General features: G+C 58.6%; 23 protein-coding genes. 17 read left to right on the forward strand and 6 right to left on the reverse strand.

Annotation, left to right across the window (positions count from 1 at the left end; translation table 11 throughout):
- Positions 1–24: 24 nt before the first annotated feature.
- Positions 25–585 carry a helix-turn-helix domain-containing protein gene (locus B0E33_RS01130; protein WP_075281503.1) on the reverse strand — a complete coding sequence of 187 codons (561 nt, stop codon included), beginning with the start codon at positions 583–585 and terminating at the stop codon, positions 25–27.
- Positions 586–717: 132 nt separating this feature from the next.
- On the opposite strand from B0E33_RS01130, the gene B0E33_RS01135 reads away from it, so the two are divergent.
- Together B0E33_RS01135 and B0E33_RS01140 are read left to right on the forward strand one after the other, a co-directional pair.
- Positions 718–1,086: a hypothetical protein gene (locus B0E33_RS01135; RefSeq protein WP_062491737.1), complete on the forward strand. Its 369-nt coding sequence runs from the start codon at positions 718–720 to the stop codon at positions 1,084–1,086.
- Positions 1,087–1,232: 146 nt separating this feature from the next.
- Positions 1,233–2,903, forward strand: coding sequence for a formate--tetrahydrofolate ligase (locus tag B0E33_RS01140; RefSeq protein WP_077290156.1), 1,671 nt, complete (start codon positions 1,233–1,235; stop codon positions 2,901–2,903).
- Positions 2,904–3,088: 185 nt separating this feature from the next.
- Here the strand turns inward: B0E33_RS01140 and B0E33_RS01145 are convergent, their stop codons facing one another.
- Positions 3,089–3,601, reverse strand: a complete 513-nt coding sequence (locus B0E33_RS01145) for an anthrone oxygenase family protein (RefSeq protein ID WP_077290157.1) — start codon at positions 3,599–3,601, stop codon at positions 3,089–3,091.
- Positions 3,602–3,689: 88 nt separating this feature from the next.
- Here B0E33_RS01145 and B0E33_RS01150 point away from each other — a divergent pair, with 88 nt between their 5' ends.
- The 7 genes from B0E33_RS01150 to B0E33_RS01180 all read left to right on the forward strand — a co-directional run bounded on the left by B0E33_RS01150 (position 3,690) and on the right by B0E33_RS01180 (position 10,437).
- Positions 3,690–4,307 (forward strand): TetR/AcrR family transcriptional regulator, encoded by a 618-nt coding sequence (locus tag B0E33_RS01150; RefSeq protein ID WP_055653522.1) that lies wholly within the window; start codon positions 3,690–3,692, stop codon positions 4,305–4,307.
- Positions 4,308–4,484: 177 nt separating this feature from the next.
- The gene (locus B0E33_RS01155; RefSeq protein ID WP_031270674.1) at positions 4,485–5,189 is read left to right on the forward strand and encodes a corrinoid protein; all 705 of its coding nucleotides are present in this window, start codon (positions 4,485–4,487) and stop codon (positions 5,187–5,189) included.
- A 5-nt stretch (positions 5,190–5,194) separates the two neighbouring features.
- Complete coding sequence (locus B0E33_RS01160) at positions 5,195–5,863, forward strand: DUF1638 domain-containing protein (RefSeq protein ID WP_077290158.1); 669 nt, start codon at positions 5,195–5,197, stop codon at positions 5,861–5,863.
- Positions 5,864–5,976: 113 nt separating this feature from the next.
- A complete protein-coding gene (locus B0E33_RS01165) occupies positions 5,977–6,279 on the forward strand; it encodes a virulence factor (protein WP_031270670.1) in 303 nt (100 codons plus the stop codon).
- The gene (locus tag B0E33_RS01170; protein WP_077290159.1) at positions 6,272–7,165 is read left to right on the forward strand and encodes a methylenetetrahydrofolate reductase; all 894 of its coding nucleotides are present in this window, start codon (positions 6,272–6,274) and stop codon (positions 7,163–7,165) included. Before B0E33_RS01165 ends, B0E33_RS01170 begins: the two co-directional genes overlap by 8 nt.
- Complete coding sequence (locus B0E33_RS01175) at positions 7,166–8,122, forward strand: methyltetrahydrofolate cobalamin methyltransferase (RefSeq protein WP_023003861.1); 957 nt, start codon at positions 7,166–7,168, stop codon at positions 8,120–8,122. It begins immediately after the preceding gene.
- 278 nt (positions 8,123–8,400) lie between these two features.
- The gene (locus B0E33_RS01180; protein ID WP_077290160.1) at positions 8,401–10,437 is read left to right on the forward strand and encodes an ASKHA domain-containing protein; all 2,037 of its coding nucleotides are present in this window, start codon (positions 8,401–8,403) and stop codon (positions 10,435–10,437) included.
- 54 nt (positions 10,438–10,491) lie between these two features.
- On the opposite strand, the gene B0E33_RS01185 is transcribed toward B0E33_RS01180, so the two are convergent.
- The gene (locus B0E33_RS01185; protein ID WP_228148047.1) at positions 10,492–11,364 is read right to left on the reverse strand and encodes a DUF1194 domain-containing protein; all 873 of its coding nucleotides are present in this window, start codon (positions 11,362–11,364) and stop codon (positions 10,492–10,494) included.
- Between the two features lie 111 nt (positions 11,365–11,475).
- On the opposite strand from B0E33_RS01185, the gene B0E33_RS01190 reads away from it, so the two are divergent.
- Complete coding sequence (locus B0E33_RS01190) at positions 11,476–12,297, forward strand: enoyl-CoA hydratase (RefSeq protein WP_077290161.1); 822 nt, start codon at positions 11,476–11,478, stop codon at positions 12,295–12,297.
- Positions 12,298–12,332: 35 nt separating this feature from the next.
- A complete protein-coding gene (locus B0E33_RS01195; protein WP_077290162.1) occupies positions 12,333–12,767 on the forward strand; it encodes a DUF3052 family protein in 435 nt (144 codons plus the stop codon).
- Between the two features lie 42 nt (positions 12,768–12,809).
- On the opposite strand, the gene B0E33_RS01200 is transcribed toward B0E33_RS01195, so the two are convergent.
- The gene (locus B0E33_RS01200; RefSeq protein WP_077290163.1) at positions 12,810–13,682 is read right to left on the reverse strand and encodes an AraC family transcriptional regulator; all 873 of its coding nucleotides are present in this window, start codon (positions 13,680–13,682) and stop codon (positions 12,810–12,812) included.
- 183 nt (positions 13,683–13,865) lie between these two features.
- Between B0E33_RS01200 and B0E33_RS01205 the strand changes: the two genes are divergently transcribed.
- The 4 genes from B0E33_RS01205 (at position 13,866) to B0E33_RS01215 (ending at position 16,650) form a co-directional block, all read left to right on the forward strand.
- The gene (locus B0E33_RS01205) at positions 13,866–14,396 is read left to right on the forward strand and encodes a CoA-binding protein (protein WP_055653510.1); all 531 of its coding nucleotides are present in this window, start codon (positions 13,866–13,868) and stop codon (positions 14,394–14,396) included.
- A gap of 104 nt (positions 14,397–14,500) precedes the next feature.
- Positions 14,501–14,686 carry a hypothetical protein gene (locus B0E33_RS01210; protein WP_023003853.1) on the forward strand — a complete coding sequence of 62 codons (186 nt, stop codon included), beginning with the start codon at positions 14,501–14,503 and terminating at the stop codon, positions 14,684–14,686.
- 398 nt (positions 14,687–15,084) lie between these two features.
- Complete coding sequence (locus B0E33_RS31490; RefSeq protein WP_023003851.1) at positions 15,085–15,210, forward strand: hypothetical protein; 126 nt, start codon at positions 15,085–15,087, stop codon at positions 15,208–15,210.
- 159 nt (positions 15,211–15,369) lie between these two features.
- Complete coding sequence (locus B0E33_RS01215; protein WP_023003850.1) at positions 15,370–16,650, forward strand: O-acetylhomoserine aminocarboxypropyltransferase; 1,281 nt, start codon at positions 15,370–15,372, stop codon at positions 16,648–16,650.
- 177 nt (positions 16,651–16,827) lie between these two features.
- On the opposite strand, the gene B0E33_RS01220 is transcribed toward B0E33_RS01215, so the two are convergent.
- Positions 16,828–17,922, reverse strand: a complete 1,095-nt coding sequence (locus tag B0E33_RS01220; RefSeq protein ID WP_077290164.1) for a COX15/CtaA family protein — start codon at positions 17,920–17,922, stop codon at positions 16,828–16,830.
- 150 nt (positions 17,923–18,072) lie between these two features.
- Between B0E33_RS01220 and B0E33_RS01225 the strand changes: the two genes are divergently transcribed.
- The gene (locus B0E33_RS01225) at positions 18,073–18,288 is read left to right on the forward strand and encodes a DUF2842 domain-containing protein (protein WP_077290165.1); all 216 of its coding nucleotides are present in this window, start codon (positions 18,073–18,075) and stop codon (positions 18,286–18,288) included.
- On the opposite strand, the gene B0E33_RS01230 is transcribed toward B0E33_RS01225, so the two are convergent.
- The gene (locus B0E33_RS01230; protein ID WP_208997742.1) at positions 18,248–19,342 is read right to left on the reverse strand and encodes a polysaccharide deacetylase family protein; all 1,095 of its coding nucleotides are present in this window, start codon (positions 19,340–19,342) and stop codon (positions 18,248–18,250) included. The two genes, B0E33_RS01225 and B0E33_RS01230, sit on opposite strands and share 41 nt — an antisense overlap.
- Positions 19,343–19,547: 205 nt before the next feature.
- On the opposite strand from B0E33_RS01230, the gene B0E33_RS01235 reads away from it, so the two are divergent.
- Complete coding sequence (locus tag B0E33_RS01235; protein ID WP_156912301.1) at positions 19,548–20,717, forward strand: GNAT family N-acetyltransferase; 1,170 nt, start codon at positions 19,548–19,550, stop codon at positions 20,715–20,717.
- Positions 20,718–20,735 lie beyond the last annotated feature (18 nt).

The raw sequence follows: 20,735 nt of genomic DNA on the forward strand, positions 1-20,735 counted from the left end.
AGGTCAAGGAAGCGCTCGCGGCCTTCAGAACTTAATCACCATCAGGATCGCCCGAGCCGGGCCGCCAACGGCTGCAATGCAATGGGGCACGTCGGCGGCGTAGCGAGCCGTGTCCCCTTTTCCGATGACACCTTTGGCCACACCGGACGTGACTTCAAGCCGGCCGTCTTCGGCTATCAGTTGCTCCCGCGTTCCACGTTCGTGCGGCTTGCTGTCGAGCTTTCCATCTGCCGCGAATATCAGCTCATAGATTTCGAACCGGCCTGTGTCCTGCGGCGGTGACAGGATGCGGATCTTGCAGCCGTCTCCCGCCCTGTCGAGCGCCGGGGTCTGATGTTCGTGCACGATCTCGACCCGATCCTCGGCTGCCTCCTCCCCCAGAAGACCTGCAAAGTCGACATTCAGGGCCCTGGTCAGATTGAGCAGGGTCGCGACAGTCGGGTTGGACTCCCCGCGCTCGATCTGGCTGACCATGGAGCGGGAAACGCCGGAAAGCTTTTCAACGGCCTCAAGCGAGAGCCCCTGGGCACGCCGCGCTTTCTTGAGGCGGGCCGGCAAACGGGAGAGAATGTCTGAATCTGTCATTACGGAACTAAAATCCGTTTCGCCAGATATTGCAATTTACTTTTCCCGTCATCCAACTGTCACAAATCATGTAAGCTTTCTCTCGGCCAGGACCTGAAAACAGGAATGGCCATCGTCTTCCGGGGGGAACACATGAAAGCGATACCACGTCTATATTTTGCCACGGCCGCACTCTTTGCCCTGATCGGCATGGCCTGGGGCATCCACATGTCCGCGACCACTGATCACACACTTGCGCCAGCGCATGGGCATCTCAACCTGATCGGCTTCGTGATGATGGCCGTCTTTGGTGCCTACTACGCCCTGGCACCAAAGGCAGCCGCCTCGCGCCTTGCGCTCATCCACTACGGATTGTCGGTTCTCACCGTCATCGTGCTGGTGCCCGGGATCGTATTTGCGATCAACGCCGAAGGGGAAATCATGGCCAAGGCCGGCTCTGTTCTGGCGGTTCTGACCATGCTGGTTTTTCTCGCAACAGTGCTGCGCAACCGCGCCGATTGAGTTGCCGTCGCTTCCGGGGCGCATCCTGTCGCTTTCGGAACATTTGCTGCACCGCCCTCTCCCATAGCGTTCCGGCACAAGTCGGGGCGGTGCAAAACCGCATCCGGAAAACAAGAAATCGGAAACGCTTCGGAGAGAGAGAACACATGGCCAGCGATATTGAAATTGCCCGTGCAGCCAAGATGAAACCCATTCAGGAGATCGGCACACGGCTGAATATTCCCGAAGACTCTCTCCTGCCCTATGGGCGCACCAAGGCCAAGATTTCCGCCGACTACATTGCCAACCTCAATGGCCGCAAGAACGGCAAGCTGATTCTGGTGACGGCGATCAACCCGACCCCTGCCGGCGAAGGCAAGACGACCACAACGGTCGGTCTTGGCGATGGTCTCAACAGGATCGGCAAGAACGCGATGATCTGCCTGCGCGAACCTTCGCTCGGCCCCTGTTTCGGCATGAAAGGCGGCGCAGCCGGCGGCGGCTATGCGCAGGTCGTCCCGATGGAAGACATCAACCTGCATTTCACCGGCGACTTCCACGCCATCACCTCGGCCCACAACCTGCTCGCCGCCCTGATCGAGAACCATATCTACTGGGGCAATGAACTGGGCATCGACATTCGCCGCGTGGTCTGGCGCCGGGTTATGGACATGAACGATCGCGCACTGCGCTCCATCGTCTGTTCGCTTGGTGGCATTGCCAACGGCTTCCCCCGTGAAGCAGGGTTCGACATCACCGTCGCCTCCGAAATCATGGCCATCCTCTGCCTGGCCACCGATCTCGAAGATCTGCAGAAGCGGCTCGGCGACATCATCGTTGCCTACCGGCGCGACCGCACGGCGATCACCGCGCGCGAATTGGAAGCAGACGGCGCCATGACCGTGCTGCTGAAAGAAGCAATGCAGCCGAACCTGGTGCAGACGCTGGAAAACAATCCCGCATTCATTCACGGTGGCCCCTTCGCCAACATCGCACACGGCTGCAACTCCGTGGTAGCTACCCAGACAGCCTTGAAGCTGGCCGACTATGTGGTGACGGAAGCAGGCTTTGGCGCAGATCTCGGTGCCGAGAAGTTCTTCGACATCAAATGCCGCAAGGCAGGCCTCAGCCCGGATGCGGTTGTCATCGTCGCCACCATCAAGGCCTTGAAGATGAATGGCGGCGTTGCCAAGGAAGACCTGGGCAGCGAGAACGTCGAGGCCGTGAAAAAAGGCTGCGCCAACCTTGGCCGCCACATCGAGAACGTCAAGCAGTTCGGTGTTCCGGCAGTTGTGGCCATCAACCACTTCACAGCAGACACGGAAGCGGAAGTTCAGGCCGTGCGGGATTACTGCGCCGAATTCGGCGTTGAAGCGATCCTGGCGACTCATTGGGCCAACGGCTCTGCAGGCACCGAAGAACTTGCCACCCGTGTGGCAGCCCTTGCCGAAAGCGGCGCGGCGCAGTTCGCACCGCTCTACGACGACAGCCTGTCCCTGTTCGAAAAGATCGAAACCATCGCAAAACGGATCTACCGGGCAGACGAAATTCTGGCAGACAAGTCTGTGCGCGACCAGCTCAAGCGTTGGGAAGCCGACGGGTTCGGTCATCTTCCGGTCTGCATGGCCAAGACCCAGTATTCCTTCACGACCGACCCGCAGCGCCGAGGCGCACCGACCGGCCACAGCCTGCCGGTCCGCGAAGTTCGCTTGTCGGCAGGGGCCGGTTTCATCGTGGTGATCTGCGGTGAAATCATGACCATGCCCGGCCTGCCGCGCGTGCCGTCAGCCAACCACATCAAACTGGACGAAAAAGGTCAGATCGAAGGTCTGTTCTGATCATTCAGGATCGATGCCGAATACCAGAAAAGGCGGGTCTCAGGACCTGCCTTTTTTTGTGTGGCGTGCGGTCAACGGTCTCTCAGCCCGCGCCGGAATGACATCGCTTCAAACGTTATACAAGAGGAACTGAAACGGCACGGATGCCATGGTCGAGCCACGCATGAAGAAAGTTGAGATTTTGGCTAGGCAGCGCGGTGTGGATGTCGGCCGAGCAGAACGAGACCGATTGCAGCCAACAACAGGGAAAGGCCAGAGAAGACAGTCCGTGTCTGGTTCCACACCTGCCAAGGCTCGGAGTAGGACCGCCAGAGCATTGCCGCTTCATTCAGGTTTTCCGGGATCGCTGCCTCAGCAAGCTCGAGGTTCATCGGCACGTTCACCAGGAACGTCAGCATGATGCCACCCAGCACATAGACGATTGCTCCACCTACAAAGGCGACCCCGGCTGCGCGCCAGCCAGACAACAGGCTGAAGACCCCGGCAAGAGCAAGAACGAAAGGCGTGCCGAAGAAAGCGGGCGCAAAAACGGCGTTGCGGACAGACGCGTTCATGGCCTGCATGGCTGCTATCGCAATGCGAGGGTCAGTGGCATCCAGGCCCCACATGGTTGAGCAGACCCAGGCATAGAAGAAACCGAAGATGGCTCCGGCAAAAACAAGCCCTAGGAGACCGGTTCCAAGCGCAAGTCGATACATCCCACCCCCTCAAAACCGTAATTAAGTGTACGGATTGTAATTTCCGTAACATCGATTACGGTTTTGAGCAAGCGACGGAGAGAACGACATGCGGGCGGAAGCCAGGGAACGACGGAAAGCATCCATAGAAGCGGCGGCGATCGAATTGCTGCTGGATCAGGGCTATGACAACCTGTCGATGCTGGCAGTCGCAAAAAAAGCAAAGGCCTCCAACGAAACGCTCTACCGTTGGTATGGAGACAAGACCGGGTTGTTCAGCGCCCTGGTGGATCGCAATGCAGAAAACATTCGCCAGTCACTTCGAGAGTGTATCGAAAACACCCCGTCTCCCACCGAAGCACTGCGGAACTTCGGCCGACGTCTCCTGGGCGTTCTTTCGAACCCGGCCGCAATCGCTCTCAACCGTGCAGCTGCCGCCGACACGACCGGCACGCTTGGAACTGCCCTCGCGCAAAGCGGTCGCGACGCGATCAGGCCGCTCGTAACCGACCTTGTCGCGAAGGTTCAGGGCGACGGACTGCTGACAGGCCTTGAAACGGAAACCGCGGCGGAAATCTATCTGTCCCTGCTGATCGGCGATCTTCAAATCCGGCTGGTGACACGCGCCGTGGCTGAATGGTCGGAAAACGACATCGACGCCCGTGCGGAAACCGCCTGGCAGGGCGTGAAGCTTCTTTCGGCAGGCAGCGCCACTGCCTTCTCGTAAGTTTAGACAGCTACAAACATTTCCCGTCACCGTACAAAATTGACATTGAACGGCCTGGCTTGATTTCCCTGTCGCGTAAACGACTAGCCGTGTCGCTTTGGAGATATCGGCGAATCCGGCTTGAGGCATAAGGTTTTGCACTAAGTTGATGGCCGTTGTGCCTGGTTGGAGCTGCCCATGTCTGACGAAGACGATATTGATCTCGCCTCCCTTTCTGACGACGAACTTGTCGAGCAGATGCATGACGACCTCTACGACGGTCTTCAGGAAGAAATCACGGATGCGGTGAACATCCTTCTGGAACGCGGCTGGGTACCTTACGACATCCTGACCAAGGCCCTTGTCGAAGGCATGCGGATCGTCGGCGTCGACTTCCGCGATGGCATCCTGTTCGTTCCCGAAGTGCTGCTTTCCGCCAACGCCATGAAAGCCGGTATGGGCATCCTGCGTCCGCTGCTGGCGGAAACCGGTGCACCGAAGGTTGGCAAGATGGTCATTGGCACAGTGAAGGGCGACATCCACGACATCGGCAAGAACCTTGTCTCGATGATGATGGAAGGCGCCGGCTTTGAAGTGATCGACATCGGCATCAACAACCCTGTCGAAAACTACCTTGCGGCCATTGAAGAGCATCAGCCGGACATTCTCGGCATGTCGGCTCTTCTGACCACCACCATGCCCTACATGAAAGTCGTGATCGACGAAATGAAGGCCAAGGGCATCCGGGACGATTATATCGTGCTCGTTGGCGGTGCACCGCTGAACGAGGAATTCGGCGAAGCCGTCGGTGCTGACGGTTATTGCCGCGACGCGGCCGTTGCTGTGGAAATGGCGAAAGATCTGATCGCCCGCCGCCACAACATGCTGGCCAACAAGGGCTGACGGCAATGTTCAAGGAGGCTGCCGAAATGTTGGTGGGCGAGCCTCTCTTTCCGGTTGAAACGGATGGGAGCGCGGACGACAAGGCCGGCCGCGTTCTTGTTATTGCCTGCGGGGCTCTGGCACGCGAAATCGTCGCCATCCGCGAAAAGAACCGCCTCGATCATCTCGACATCACCTGCCTTCCGGCGAAGCTTCACAACTCGCCGGAAAAGATCCCTGATGAAGTCCGCCGGGCCATCCTCAAGAATGCGGACACCTATTCCGACATTCTGATTGCCTACGGCGATTGCGGAACCGGTGGCCTGCTCGACAAGGTGCTGGAAGAAACCGGCGCGAGACGCATCGATGGCGCACACTGCTATGCCTTCTTCACGGGGATAGACGAATTCGACCAGATGGAAGACGACCAGCTCGGCACCTTCTACCTGACCGACTTCCTGGCCCGTCACTTCCAGACCATGGTCATCGAACCGCTCGGCCTCGACTGGCACCTGCATTTGCGGGACATGTATTTCGCTCATTACACCCGTGTTCTTTACCTTGCGCAGACCGATGACCCTGCCCTTGAGGATGCGGCGCGGCGCGCGGCAGACCGGCTGGGTCTGCCGTTTGAAATGCGCCGAACCGGGTATGGATTGCTTCAGCCGTTTCTGGACAAGGGTCAGGCGGACTGAGCGTCGCAAAATAGCATCCGGACAAGTCGGTTTTTCACGTGATGATGCCGCTATCAGGCGTCCTGGATCAGCCAGCTTCCGGCAAACATGTTTCTCAGGAGGAAAGTCCGAGAATGGCGCAGAAAATCATCGTTTATTGGCGGGACATCCCGGCACAGATCCTGGTGAAACAGGGGCGCAAATCCGCCCGACGGGAACTGCCGGCCATGTTCATGGAAGCCATTGATGCCTGCGCGATGCGGATCGGAGCGAAGGACAGCGACGCCTACATGGCGGAGTGGCGCCGGACAGACCCGGTCTCCGTCACGGACGACCTGGAAACGGAAGCGGACGCGGCCCTGACCGACCTGGTCTCGGCCTATCCGAAAGAGAGACTGAAAACCCTGCTCGCAAATGGAGGCTCGGAACATGACTGATCAGCGCCTGTTGGCCAATGGGCGGCTTCCCGCCTCTACCGAAATGTCTCCCAAGCAGGTGGTCGAAAAGACCGAGCTTCTGGAATTTATTCCGGCGGGCACGCAGGTCTATGTCACGGATCTGGGCAACTGCTCGGAAGACATGATCGTTGATGCCGCCCGCATCCTGCGCGACAACAAGCTGACCGCCGTTCCGCATATGGCGGCCCGCCGGTACGCCAGCCGCGAGGACTTCGAGCGCCGCATCACGCGTCTGACCCAGGAAGCAGGTGCGACCGAGGTTCTGGCCATTGCCGGTGAAGCAGAAAAAGCCGGCCCCCTCACCTCATCCGTCGCTCTTCTGGAGACGGGCCTCTTCGACAAGCTCGGTATCAAGAAGATCGCCGTTGCAGGTCACCCGGAAGGCGCACCGGACATCAAGCCGGACGTCATCAAGAGCTTCCTGCAGCGCAAGCACGAACTTGCCCGCGAAAGCGATGCGGAATTCCGCATTGTCACCCAGTTCGGGTTCGATCCGCACCGCGTCAGCCTGTGGCTGGACGAGCTGCGCGAATGGGGCAACGCGTTCCCGGTCCATGTCGGCGTTGCCGGCCCGGCAAAGATGACGACCCTGCTGAAATATGCCGCTTTTGCAGGTGTCGAAAATTCCTTCAACTTCCTGAAGAAGCGCGGCGGTGCCGTCGTCTCCATGCTGTCGGGCTACGATCCTGACACGATGGTCGATCCGCTGGAGACCCGCGTCACCAGCCAGCCGAACACCCAATTGGCCCAGATTCACGCCTATCCCTTCGGCGGTATCCAGAAAACCGCCGAGTGGCTGCACAGCCGCGGGAGCTGGTCTTTTCAAACCTCATCTTCAATCCTGACTGCCAATGAGAGCGCATAAATGACCCGCACTGTTGTCGCGTCCGCCACCAAGGAAATCGTTATCGGTTTCGATCAGCCGTTCTGCGTGATCGGCGAGCGGATCAACCCGACCGGCCGCAAGAAGCTGGCGGCGGAAATGGCCGAAGGCAACTTCGAAACCGTCAAGGCCGATGCGCTGGCCCAAGTGGCTGCAGGCGCGACCATGCTAGACGTCAACGCAGGCGTGACAGCGGTCAACCCGAACGAGACCGAACCGCCGCTCCTCGTCAAAACTCTTGAGATAGTTCAAGAGCTTGTAGACGTTCCCTTGTCTATCGATTCATCCGTGACCGCCGCCATCGAGGCCGGCCTTGCTGTTGCCAAGGGCCGTCCGCTGGTCAACTCCGTGACCGGTGAAGAAGAGAAGCTGGAAGCGATCCTTCCGCTGATCAAGAAATACAACGTGCCGGTGGTGGCGATCTCCAACGATGAGACCGGTATCTCCGAAGATCCGGACGTTCGTTTCGAGGTCGCCAGGAAGATCGTTCAGCATGCTGCCGACTATGGCATTCCCGCACACGACATTGTCGTGGACCCGCTGGTGATGCCGATCGGCGCCATGGGCACCGCAGGTCAGCAGGTGTTCCGGTTGCTGCGCCGTCTGCGTGAAGAGCTGAAGGTCAACACGACCTGCGGCCTTTCCAACATATCCTTCGGCCTGCCGCATCGCCACGGCATCAATGCCGGTTTCATTCCGATGGTCATCGGTGCCGGCATGACCTCCGCGATCATGAACCCGTGCCGCCCGCAGGAAATGGAAGCCGTACGTGCGGCGAACGTACTCAACGGCACTGATCCGAACTGCTCGGAATGGATCATGACCTACCGTGATCACCAGCCTGCCGCTGCAGGTGCGGTTGCAGCACCTGGTGAAGGTGGTGCGTCTGCTGGCGGTCGCCGCCGCGGTGGACGCGCGGCGCGTCGGTCCGCCGGCTGAGCCCAGATGTCATAACACGTTTGCGGTTCTCTCCCCTTCCGCAAACAGGGTGGCTTTCACCAGTTTCAGGATGGAATCTCCACCCCAATCCCCTCCCCTTACTGGGGAGGGGTTTTGCGTGTCGAGGGACACGTTTCAAATCGCGGGATCCGCGTCATTTTCACGATGGCTCCGGCTTTCGCAGTTTAGATAAAAACTCCCTCCTCCTTGTGAGTGAAGGGTCAAGGGTGGGCTTCGTCCCCGTAGTGTTTCAAAACCGGTAGTGGCAGATCGCAGACATGACCGAGACCGTCAAACAAGCCAAAGTCGTTTTCCAACCCAGCGGGCGCCGTGGAACCTTTCCTGTCGGCACGCCCCTGCTCGACGCTGCCCGCTCGCTCGGTGTCTATGTGGAGTCGGTATGTGGCGGGCGCGGCATTTGCGGGCGCTGCCAAATTTCGATCTCGGAAGGCACTTTCACCAAGGAAAACCTGACCAGCGCAGCTGAAAACCTGGAAGGTGCCACCGAAGCGGAAACCCGCTACGCGACCTTGCGCAAACTGCCCGCCGACCGGCGCCTTTCCTGTCAGGCAAAAATCCTGGGCGATCTGGTTATCGATGTCCCGACCGATGCCCAGACCAACCGTCAGGTTGTGCGCAAGCGCGCGGAAGCCCGCAACATCGAAGCCGACAGCCCGATCTCGCTGGTATCCGTCTCGATCGCCGAACCGGACATGGAAACGCCGCGCGGCGATATCGACCGGCTGCGAGAGGCGCTGATTGCCGAGACCGGCATTGCCGACCTCACGATCGACCCGGTGCTGCTGCCACGGGTCCAGACGATCCTGCGCAAGGGCAATTGGCAGGTAACTGCGGCAATCCACGAAGACAGAGGCGTGCTGCCGACACTCGTGGCGCTCTGGCCCGGAGAAAAACCTGCCGTCTACGGCCTTGCCGTCGACATTGGCTCCACCACCATCGCAGCCCACCTTTGCAATCTTCAGAACGGGCGCACAGTCTCGTCCGCAGGCACCTCCAACCCGCAGATCCGCTTTGGCGAGGATCTGATGTCGCGGGTGTCCTATGTCCAGATGAACCCGTCCAAGCTGCCGGATCTGACAAAGGCCGTGCGCGATGCCATCAACGCGCTGATCGGCAAACTGGTCGGCGATGTCGGCGCAGAACGCACGGATGTGCTTGATGCGACCTTTGTCGGTAACCCGGTCATGCATCATCTGTTCCTCGGTATCGATCCGGTGGAACTTGGCGGCGCTCCCTTCGCGCTCGCAGCCTCCGACGCCATGATTTTGAACGCGCGCGATCTGGATCTGGAACTGAACCCGGGAGCACGTGTCTACATGCTGCCCTGCATCGCCGGCCATGTGGGTGCCGATGCAGCTGCTGCAACGCTTGCAGAAAGCCCTTACAAGCTCGACGAGATAACGCTGCTTGTCGATGTCGGTACCAATGCGGAAATCGTGCTGGGTAACCGGAACCGGCTGTTGGCAGCGTCCTCTCCGACCGGCCCTGCGTTCGAAGGCGCCGAAATCTCGTCCGGCCAGCGCGCGGCACCAGGTGCAATCGAACGCATCCGCATCGACAAGGAAACGCTTGAGCCTCGCTTCAAGGTGATTGGTGTCGACGAATGGTCGGATGAAGAAGGCTTTGCCGAAAAGGTCGACACTGTCGGCGTTACCGGCATTTGCGGCTCCGGCATTATCGAGGCCGTTGCCGAGATGTATCTGGCGGGCCTCATCACGGAAGACGGTGTTATCGACGGCTCGATGGCGGAACGGACATCGCGCGTGAAATCCACCGGCCGGACCTTCTCCTATCTGATTGCAGACGACGGGGTCGAAATATCGATCCTGCAGACGGACATTCGCGCGATCCAGCTCGCCAAGGGTGCGCTTTATGCCGGTGTCAAACTTCTGCAGGACAAACTCGGCACCTATGATCTGGACCGCATTCGCCTTGCGGGGGCCTTCGGCAGCTACATCGACCCAAAGTACGCGATGATCCTTGGCCTTATTCCCGATTGCCCGCTGGAGGGTGTCTCCGGCGTCGGCAACGCTGCCGGGACAGGCGCCCGGATGGCTTTGCTCAACCGCGGCTACAGGCGCGAAATCGAGCAGACGGTGCGCGATATCGAAAAGATCGAGACAGCTCTGGAACCCAAGTTCCAGGAGCATTTCGTCAATGCAATGGCCTTGCCAAACAAGGTCGATCAATTCCCCCACCTTCGAGCTGCCGTCGAATTGCCGGTACGCAAGGAGGCTGACGCGGGGTCGGATGCAGCCGGCGGAGAGCGCAGGCGGAGACGCCGCCGGGGTTGACGGTGTCGTTCCTTCGGCTAGCAAGCATGAACGGGCGGCAGATTTGCACTGCCGCTACTGATCCCAGAAATACTGCTCACGCATACGCCGCCAGATCTTTTCTCCCACGAGGCAGTCATATGGCTCTTCGAAGGTGAATTGGGCCGGGATGACTTGTGGCTCGGGCGGCTTGACGCCTCCGATCTCGAGGATCAGCTTGCGACGAACGGCTTCGGGAAACTGTTCCCAGTCGTTCACCGGTATGACGAAGCTGGCGGGCCCGCCGATGACGCAGCGCTGATAATAGACGTCCAGGTCCGGAATGTTGAACTGGAAGCCCATGCCACCAGTAGTCATCAGCGGCAATCCATTGATCACCAGACCGGCCTCCACGGCGGCATCGCGTGCCTGAACCACAGGTGCTCCCTGGTTGTTGGGACCATCCCCTGAAATGTCGATCACGCGGCGGTCTGCCTTGAAAGGTGCATCGGCGAGGAGGGCCGAAGCATGCCAGATTGCGCCGGAAATCGAGGTTCGGCGCTGACCGTAGGTGCTGTCTGCCAGAACCTTGTCGGCGAACTCCTGGGCATCTTCCACGCCCTCGATCACCGACCACCCGACAATTTCGCGCGCATGGCTTTCGTTGGCCCATTCGAACATCATGAGAGCGATCCGGCCGTGAGCCCCGTACCCGATCGCCCGCACCACTTCCGGGCTGGCGATGGCGGCAGCATATCCGCGGCGCTGGATCTGGAGTTCTTCAGGCGACATGGAGCGGGAGACATCGACAGCAAGGACCAGAGCGACATCGACCTGTTCCTGCGCAAGCGCGGGACCGAGAGGTGCCAGCAGCAAGGCGACTGCACCTGCAAGTGAGCGGACTTCGGAAAGCCTCCACATGCCGAAAGGATAACCGAAACCGAAAGAACCGCCAGCGACTTGACGCATCGTCAGATAAACCATCTGTGATCGGCGGCAGCCACCAGCCGATCGGACACTTTCGCCGCCCTGCCCGCGTCGGCTATAACATCGGCAAAGCAAATCTTCAGGGAGCGTTCCATGTCTGAAACCGCCGCAAATGACGAGATCCAGAAACCGATGCTCGCAACGCTTCTTCATGAAGGCGTTTACCGGATCGTAATGCAGCGGCCGGAGCGGATGAACGCTCTTTCGAGCGAGATGATGACCGCTCTAGCCGGTGAACTTCGGAAGGCGGCCGAGGATCCTGCAGTGCGTGTTGTCCTGCTCGGTGCAGAAGGCAAGGTCTTCTGCGCTGGCCACGACCTGAAGGAACTAACCGCAGCGCGCGGTGAAGCGGATGGTGGCAGGGCCACCTACGAGCGGATCATGCGCCAGTGTTCGGACCTGATGCAGCAGATTGTGCGCCTGCCCAAGCCTGTGATCGCCGTGGTAACAGGTGTTGCGACCGCAGCCGGTTGCCAACTGGTTGCCTCCTGCGACCTTGCCATCGCTACCGACACGGCCACCTTCTGCACGCCAGGCGTCAATATCGGCCTCTTCTGCTCCACACCAATGGTTGCGCTCTCGCGCAATGTTGCGCCTAAACAGGCCATGGAGATGCTTCTGACCGGTGAAAGCATCGACGCATCCACCGCGAAGGATTTCGGCCTAATCAACCGCATCGTCCCGCGTGACTACCTGGAGCAGGTCGTCCAGAAATACGCGGAATCGATTGCCTCCAAGTCTGCCAAGACCGTGAAGATCGGCAAGGAAGCCTTTTACCGTCAGCTGGAAATGCCGTTGTCGGAAGCCTATGATTTCGCGGCACAAACAATGGTCGAGAACATGATGGCCCGGGATGCGGAAGAAGGCATCAACGCCTTTCTGCAAAAACGCAAACCAGAATGGACGGACAGCTGATCCCCCCTGCCGTTTGGAGGCAACAAGGATAAGACATGCCTGAAGCCGGTTATTCCGGACGTCCGCTGTCCGCAAAACTGGGGCTGAAACCGGGAATGATCTGCTGGCGTCACCGGATGCCGGAAGACATTTCCGCCTTGCTGCAGACACAGGCCCCTGGCGCGGTCATTCGTGCCGCGCCGGAACCGGGTGTTGAATGCGCTCATGTGTTTGTCACCGAACGGGTTGAGCTGACTGGACTCCTGGAAACCTTGCGGGTCCTGCTGGCCCCGGACGGCATGATCTGGGTTTCCTGGCCCAAGAAGGCCAGCAAGCTACCGACCGACGTCACCGAAGACACCATCCGCGAGCTTTGCCTGCCGATGGGGCTTGTGGACGTAAAGGTTTGTGCCGTTGACGGCATCTGGTCCGGTTTAAAACTGATGATCCGCAAGGAATTCAGGAAAGAACAGGCGGCAAAGCTGGCCTGAGTCTCTCCTGTCAACTCACCGTATTATCACTGCGGTTCCATATCATTTCAGCGGCAGGAAAATATCGGTTTGCGCTTCATGCTCCGGAACATCCGGAAAGAAGCTGAGGCGTTGAACGAACAGCGGAAAGTCCCGCAGCTCCTCGCCACTTCGTGGCAGCCAGTCGCGATAAAGGGCGCGGATTGTTTCCTCAGCTAAGTCGAGCGGACCGGAATGCCTGATTACGGCGCAGCGTCCTGCGGGCAACGTTGCGGCTATCACGCCCTCCGCATTCTCTTTGAACTGTCCTGCTACAGCGCAGCAAATGCCGAATCGGTATTCTTCAGGCAGCGCCGTTCTGGGATCGTCAAAGAGTATATTGAACGTCGCGCTTCTGGAGGGAGGGCTTGCATTTGCCTTGCGCCAGGCAATGAAGCGTCTGACGGATGCGGGCACCTCTTGCGGTGACCCGCGATGCTCAAGCAGGGCGACGGGTGTTTCAGGAAAATCGATGATCCGGACGGCCGAGACATCAAGGTGCTGATCCGACATGAACTGTCCTTTCAAATTCAGCAATGGGTCATAGGTTCTGTGCCAGACAGACCAGTCGGGCGTTGATCGGAAAGCCGACGGGCTTTGCCCAAAATCTCGTTTGAACGCACGTGAGAAGCTCTCGAGATTTTCGTAGCCCGCATCGTAGGCAATCTCAGTGACCGGCAGTTCCCCCCTGAAAGCGAGCTGCTGTCCTGCGCGTTTCAGCTTCAGGAGCCGCCGGTATTCTGCAACTCCGAGGCCAAAGAAAGCCGAGAACTGGCGCTGAAAGTGAAACTTCGAATAGGCGGCCACCCCCGCAAGCGCAGGAACGTCAAGCGGACCGTCCAGCGACCGGTCGATCGTTTCCAGCACCTTTTGAAACCGCTTTTCCAACTCACTCATAAAACGCCGCCTTCCATATGCCTGTTTAGCCTCTCCCGTTTACCGGTTTGCCGCTTATCGCGCCTGACCGTCCCTGCGCGGTTTCACAATTCTTCGAGGCGGACCGGTCTGCGGCAGAAGGCCCCTTGCAGGCGGGTGTCATTTCGCATTGGATAGCGCGACAAATCTGAGGATCTCCGTTCCATGAATCACGACACTTATCCGGACGCCTACATCAAGGGTATTCTCGACGAGGTGAAAACCGTCGCCATGATCGGCGCGAGTGCCAACAATGTCCGGCCGTCCTATTTCGTGCTGAAATACCTTTTGTCCAAGGGATACGAGGTCTGGCCCATCAATCCCGGTCAGGCGGGCAAGGAGATCCTGGGACAGAAGGTCTATTCCTCGCTCGACGAACTGCCTGCGGTTCCCGACATGATCGACATCTTTCGCAATTCCGAAGCGGCAGGCGTTATCGTCGACGACGTTATTGCCAGCGGCAAGTTGCCCAAAGTCATCTGGATGCAATTGACCGTGCGACACGACGAAGCGGCAGCAAGAGCCGAAGCTGCCGGTATCAAGATGGTGATGAACCGCTGCCCCAAGATAGAGTATGGTCGACTGTCAGGTGAAATCGGATGGGCAGGTGTCAACTCGCGCACGCTTTCCTCCAAGCGCCCTGCTCTGAAAGCAGGGTTTCAGCATCGCGGGCTTTCTGGGGAAAAAGACAGCTAATTTTCCCCATTGCATCAGCTTCGCACAATGCTCGCCGGATAGCTCGTTAGTCGAGATACCGCCGTCCGGAAGCCAACCGGATGCCATCAGTAGCGTGAGGCAGCATGACCCAGGACCCGACCCTGTTTACCGCATTTGAATGGGTTCTCATGGCTATGGCAGCTCTGGTTGCCTTGCTGCTGTTCGCATTCGTGCACAAGGCCGAACACGGATCCCCCTTCGCCCACCGTGACGAAACCTGGGCGCGAGAGCAGGCACAGTCCGGCGAGCGGGAGCAGAAGGGCGGCTGAACCGAAATCAATGTATACACCCCCACTTCTACCCCTGCGTGTTTCTGCTATACTCCGGGACTTCAGGGATGGGGTTTTGATCTGCGTTCAGGCGAATTTGCGCCTTTAACGACAGATACATGGGGGCAATACTAATGATATTCGCGCTCGCGACTGTCGCGTTCGTCGTCTGTATCGCGGTACTGATTCATCTGCAGAAACCATCTGCAAACGGCCCGCGCGCAACCAGGCGCACAAAAGATGATGCAACCGACAAAAGCTGACAATTTTAAGTTCAATTTATAAGAGCTTTCGCTCAATTTGCTCCGAATGCAGATGAATTTCTTTCCACTTTCTCCATAAGAGATCGTTAACCTTTTGCCTCGCATCCAAGTTTTCGAACCGGGAGGAAGGCCGCTGTGTTTGCAGTCTTCGGAGATACGACATTTCTGGCATGGAGCCTGCCACTGCTGGCGGCGGCACTGCTTTTTGGTGTCTATTTCGGTGTGAAGCTGGAGAACCGGAAGGACCCGTCCGACCAATAGGCAGACATGCCCCACCCTGGCAGGAGGCAATGGCCACCAATCCTGCCTAACGCTTTGACATACATAATTTCCTTTAGATCACAAAACCGCAAAATCGTTCTTTGACCTGCCCTGCTCCTTCGGTCAAACTGGCCGCCAATCCAACAGGGAGGTCTTTTAATGAGCGAAAATATTCCAGGTTTTTCCACTCTCGCGATTCACGCTGGCGCAGCGCCGGATCCTTCGACAGGCGCGCGGGCGACACCGATTTACCAGACGACCTCGTTCGTTTTCGACGATGTCGATCATGCTGCTTCCCTGTTCGGGCTGCAGGCCTTCGGCAACATTTACACACGCATCACCAATCCGACGACGGCTGTTCTGGAGGAGCGCGTTGCGGCGCTTGAAGGCGGTACCGCCGCACTTGCGACAGCTTCCGGTCATTCGGCTCAGCTTCTGTGCTTCCATACCTTGATGCAGCCCGGCGACAACATCGTCGCAGCAAACAAGCTCTATGGCGGTTCCATCAACCAGCTGAACCACTCCTTCAAGAGCTTCGGTTGGGGCGTGAAGTGGGCCGACCCTGCGGACATGTCGTCCTTCGAAGCGGCGATTGACGACCGCACACGCGCGATCTTCATCGAAAGCCTGGCCAATCCTGGCGGAATCGTTGTCGACATCGAGGCGATTGCGGCAATTGCAAAGGCAAAGGGTGTGCCGCTGGTGGTCGATAACACCATGGCAACGCCATACCTGTGCCGGCCGATCGAACACGGTGCTGATATCGTTCTGCACTCGCTGACCAAATTCATGGGCGGTCACGGCAATTCCATGGGCGGCATCATCGTCGACGGCGGCAGCTTTGACTGGTCTGCCAGCGGCAACTATCCGCTGCTGTCCCAGCCCCGGCCGGAATACCAGGGTATCGTCCTGCACGAGACCTTCGGCAACTTCGCCTTTGCGATTGCCTGCCGTGTGCTTGGTCTGCGCGACCTCGGACCGGCCATCTCGCCCTTCAACGCTTTCATGATCCTGACCGGCATCGAAACCCTGCCGCTGCGCATGCAGCGACACTCGGACAATGCCAAGAAAGTCGCGCTTCACCTCGCAGCCCACGATAAGGTCAAATGGGTGTCCTACGCAGCCCTGCCGGAAGACAAGCACCACGCCCTGCAACAGAAGTACATGCCAAAAGGCGCCGGCGCCGTGTTCACCTTCGGCGTTGAAGGCGGTTATGACACAGGTGTCGCCCTGGTGAGCAAGGTGGAACTGTTCTCGCACCTGGCCAACATCGGTGACACCCGCAGTCTGATCATCCATCCCGCATCCACAACACACCGCCAGCTTTCGGATGAACAGAAGACCGCGGCCGGCGCGGGCCCGGATGTGGTGCGTATTTCGGTCGGCCTGGAAGATGTCGATGACATCATCGCCGATCTCGATCAAGCCCTTTCCGGCTAAGAGGCACCAGCTGAACAAACGAAAAGCCCGCCGATTGGCGGGCTTTTTTTGCCTGTACACCCGATCGGGCCCGAGGCCGTAAGCGCAGCGGAAATCCTGGATCGGAGAGCCGCGGCGTTCGGAGCAAGGTGCTTCCACGCGGCTGCCCGTTTCCCCAACAGTTGAGATTTCCGGAACCTAGTTGCGAATGGCGAAAGGCCCTTTCAGCATGGCCACATAGTCAACCGCAGCCGCCAGGACGATAACCGCGAACCCCTGATGCACCAGAGCGATGGACAGCGGAACGTGCCACAGCAACGTCAGGATACCGAAGATCGCCTGCAGCAACAGGAAGCCCCCAACATGGGCGCCTGCCCGGCGCAGCTCCTTGCGCCGGCTCACGCGGAAGGTACTCCAGGCCAGCGCCACACCGGTGAACACCAGCACGTAGGCCGTCATGCGATGCTGGAATTGAACCGTCATCACGTTTTCAAAGAAATTCAGCCAGATAGGCTGGATGGCAAGCATGCCGCGCGGAATGAACTGGCCATCCATGAGTGGCCATGTGTTGAAGGTCAAGCCGGCGTTCAGGCCGGCGACGAGACCTCCCAGGAACATCTGAACAAAGACAAGGAAAAGAACCAGCTTGCCCAGCCCTGCGAGCCGCTCCTGCTCCTGAATTTCGGGTTCGGGCAAGGGGCTCAGCCGCCGGGCAATCCAGAAAAGATAGGCAAAAATGAAAAGTGCGAGCGTCAGGTGTGTGGCCAGCCGGTACTGACTGACATCCACCCGGTCCACCAGACCGGAAGCCACCATCCACCAGCCGACAAAGCCCTGCAAACCGCCAAGTGCCAGGCCGACAAGCAATCTCGGCTTCAGCCAGGGCTCTATCCTGCCGGTTGCCCAGAACGCCACCATGGGAACAAAAAACGCAACACCAATGAAGCGCCCCAGCAGCCGGTGCGCCCATTCCCACCAGAAGATGAACTTGAACTCGTCAAGGCTCATGCCTTTGTTGATGAGCTGATATTCCGGGATCTGGCGATATTTTTCCAGCTCCTCTTCCCACTCGGCTTCGCTGAGCGGGGGAATGACGCCGTGGATGGGTTTCCACTCGGTGATAGACAGCCCGGATTCGGTCAGACGCGTCGCTCCGCCGACGACGACCATGGCCAGGATCAGCGCACAAACGAAGTAGAGCCACCATCGGATCAGGGCCCTGTTCTGTCGCAATCTCTGCAATTTGGCCGGAAGCATCTGTTCGTTCTTCACACCTTCTGCAATCGCAATCATGAGCCGCTTCCGGAAATTCTTATCGTGAGTTTGACCTTTGGCTTGCGGAGATATAGGTGCAGGAGCAAGACGGCAAGCGGTCCGGGACGTTTTGCGGCAAAAGGTCCCTCATCGCGCGGATTCACACACGGTCAACGGACACGCCCGACAATGGTTCCCTCGTTTCGCAAGTTTATCGGCATGGTGCTGCTGGTTGTTTTTGTGGTGGTCTACGCCCTCACCGCGATGGTGATCGGCGACCTGACATTGCAGCAGTCCTCGAACCTGATCCGCTTCATCTACTTCGGCATCGCAGGTCTGGCCTGGGTCATCCCGGCAGGCGCGATTATCTGGTGGATGGAAAGAGGCGGGAAAAGCCGGACCTGACACCAAACCCGTTGGCGGCCCACCGGGCAACCCGGTAAAGCGCAAAGGGCGCCCCCGTCAGATACTGGTCGACAACAGCCGGGTCTTGAAACCGGCCGTTCAGGGAGACGCGTGGCAGCATCATCGGGTCGCGCGCGTTGACGGATTGAAGCACACCGGGAAGCGTCGTCACAGACGAGGCGAAGCCGATCTCCCGCAAGATATCCGCATCGCGCGGTGTAACCGCGTGTGATTTTCCATACGGATAGGCAAAGTGCTTCGGCCTGCGGCCGAGTTCTTTCTCCAGCCGCTCAAGGCCCCTGGTCACATCTTCACAGGCGGCATCTGCGTTCAACCGCGCCATGGCAAAATGATCGTGGGTGTGGGCACCGATGGTAACCAGCGGATCACCAGCCAGTTGGCGGGTCTCGTCCCACGTCATCATCTGCCGGTCCGCCAGGGCTTTAAGGTCGACGCCGTATCTTTCAGCAAGCGCCCGGATGATCTTGCGCTGATCTCCTTCGCCGACCTCCAGTGTCAGATGATCGACGATCTTTTCGAAACACGCGTTTTTTTCTACAAGTGTTCTGCACGGGATGCCGGCTGAATTGCCTGCCGCAGTAAAGACCACTTCATCGTTGTCTGCGATGATCTTCTCAAGGGCCAGCCACCACAGTTCGCTGGTCCGGTCGATCAGCCCGGTTGTGACGAACACGGTGAAAGGAGCTTCCAGTTCCTTCAGAATCGGATAGGCGACAGACAGATTGTCCCGGTACCCGTCATCGAAGGTCAGCACTGCATAACGGCGGTGCCCGTAACCGGACTTGAGCAGGTCGACGGCTTCATCCATCGATATGATTTCATAGCCGTTTGCCCTAATCCGCTCGACCGCGAGCTTCAGAAATTCGGGCGTGATTTCCAGGTGACGGTTCGGCTGGAAAGCATCGGAGCGGGCCGACCGGACATGGTGCATCATAAACACGGCACCACAGCCCTGGGTAAACGGTGCCAGCATACGGCCAAGCCCCGTTCCCTTAAGTACACTGAATGCGCGTGTTACCGTCTTGTGCCGCATGCCCATGTGGCCGAAATGCCCACCTTGCTAGAATGTGCCAGTTAGGCACGGTTTCTTTAACAATTATTGCTAAATCTATCGAGACTTAGCTTGATCTGCCAGCGCGACGTCCTGTCTTTCCTTCATGTTCGTTCAAAATGGTTTATCCGATTTTCAATAACCGTTTCAGCCTGTCTTTCACGCGCCCTGGTGCGAGGTGAGCACCGTGTCCTCAACAGACCTTGAATTGTCCATATTCACGAGGCTTAGCGAAGCACAGGCTGACTGGCAACAACTAAAGGATGTGCCGCACAGTAATCCATACCAGTCTCCTGGCTGGCTTTGCAGCTGGTTCGAGACAGTCGGCCAGAGCCTGAATTGCACGCCGGTGATCGTTGTCGGACGGTGTCGCAGTCAGGTGGTTTTTCTGCTGCCACTGCAACTTGAACGGTCTGCTGGAATCTCTGCGCTGACGTTTCTCGGCCACCAGAACGGCAACCAGAATACGGGCCTCTGGCATGCAGATTTCTATCGAGGAGCCACGGCAGACGAGATGAAAAGCCACCTGTCTGCCGTCTGCAAGCAGGTCGGTGCTGATCTCCTCAAGCTTGAAAACGTTCCGGAGACCTGGCTAGGGCGAGACCATCCGCTGGTTTTCAAAGGAGCGACATCAAGCCCGAGCCCTGTTTTCGCCCGCGCTCTGCCCTCCGATTTCGGACAGTTGTTCAACGACACACACAGCAAGTCCTCACGCAAGAACCTGCTTCGCAAGGAACGACATCTTCAGGCAGCCGGTAATTACACGATTGCCAAAGCCACCTCCCCTGTCGACAGGCAACGTGGCTTTGATGCCTTTCTTGAACAACGCTCTGTCAGGACAAGGGAAGCGGGCATTCCGAATGTTTTTTCGGCGCCCCCAGCGAAGACGTTCCTGTCCAGCGTGGTTGGACTGGATGCAACGGGCAGCGCGCAAGATCACGGCGCTCATCCCCTGGATCTCTGGTACCTGGAAACTGGAGACCGGATCAGGGCCACCTATCTGTGCGCCCAGCATGGCAAGACGCTTTATGCCTACAGCAACAGCGTTGCTCATGACGACATGCTGCCCAACAGTCCAGGGCTGGTCCTGATCAAGGAAATCATCGAACGGGCGTGCGGTGATCCGACCATCGACACACTGGACCTCGGCCTTGGCGAGGAACGCTACAAGACCACGTGGGCGGAACCAGTGCCTTTGAAGGACAGCCTTTTGGCGATGACCTGGAAAGGGGCTCTCCGCATGCGCCTGGAGGCCGCAAGGCTGAAAGCCAAAACCCACGTCCGCAATTCATCGATCCTGTGGCCGCTGATCCGGCGTTTGCGCAAGATGAAAGCTGGTTTTTCCGGCAACAGTTAGACAGTTGGCACCCAACTG

Source organism: Roseibium algicola (assembly GCF_001999245.1).
Classification (GTDB): domain Bacteria; phylum Pseudomonadota; class Alphaproteobacteria; order Rhizobiales; family Stappiaceae; genus Roseibium; species Roseibium algicola.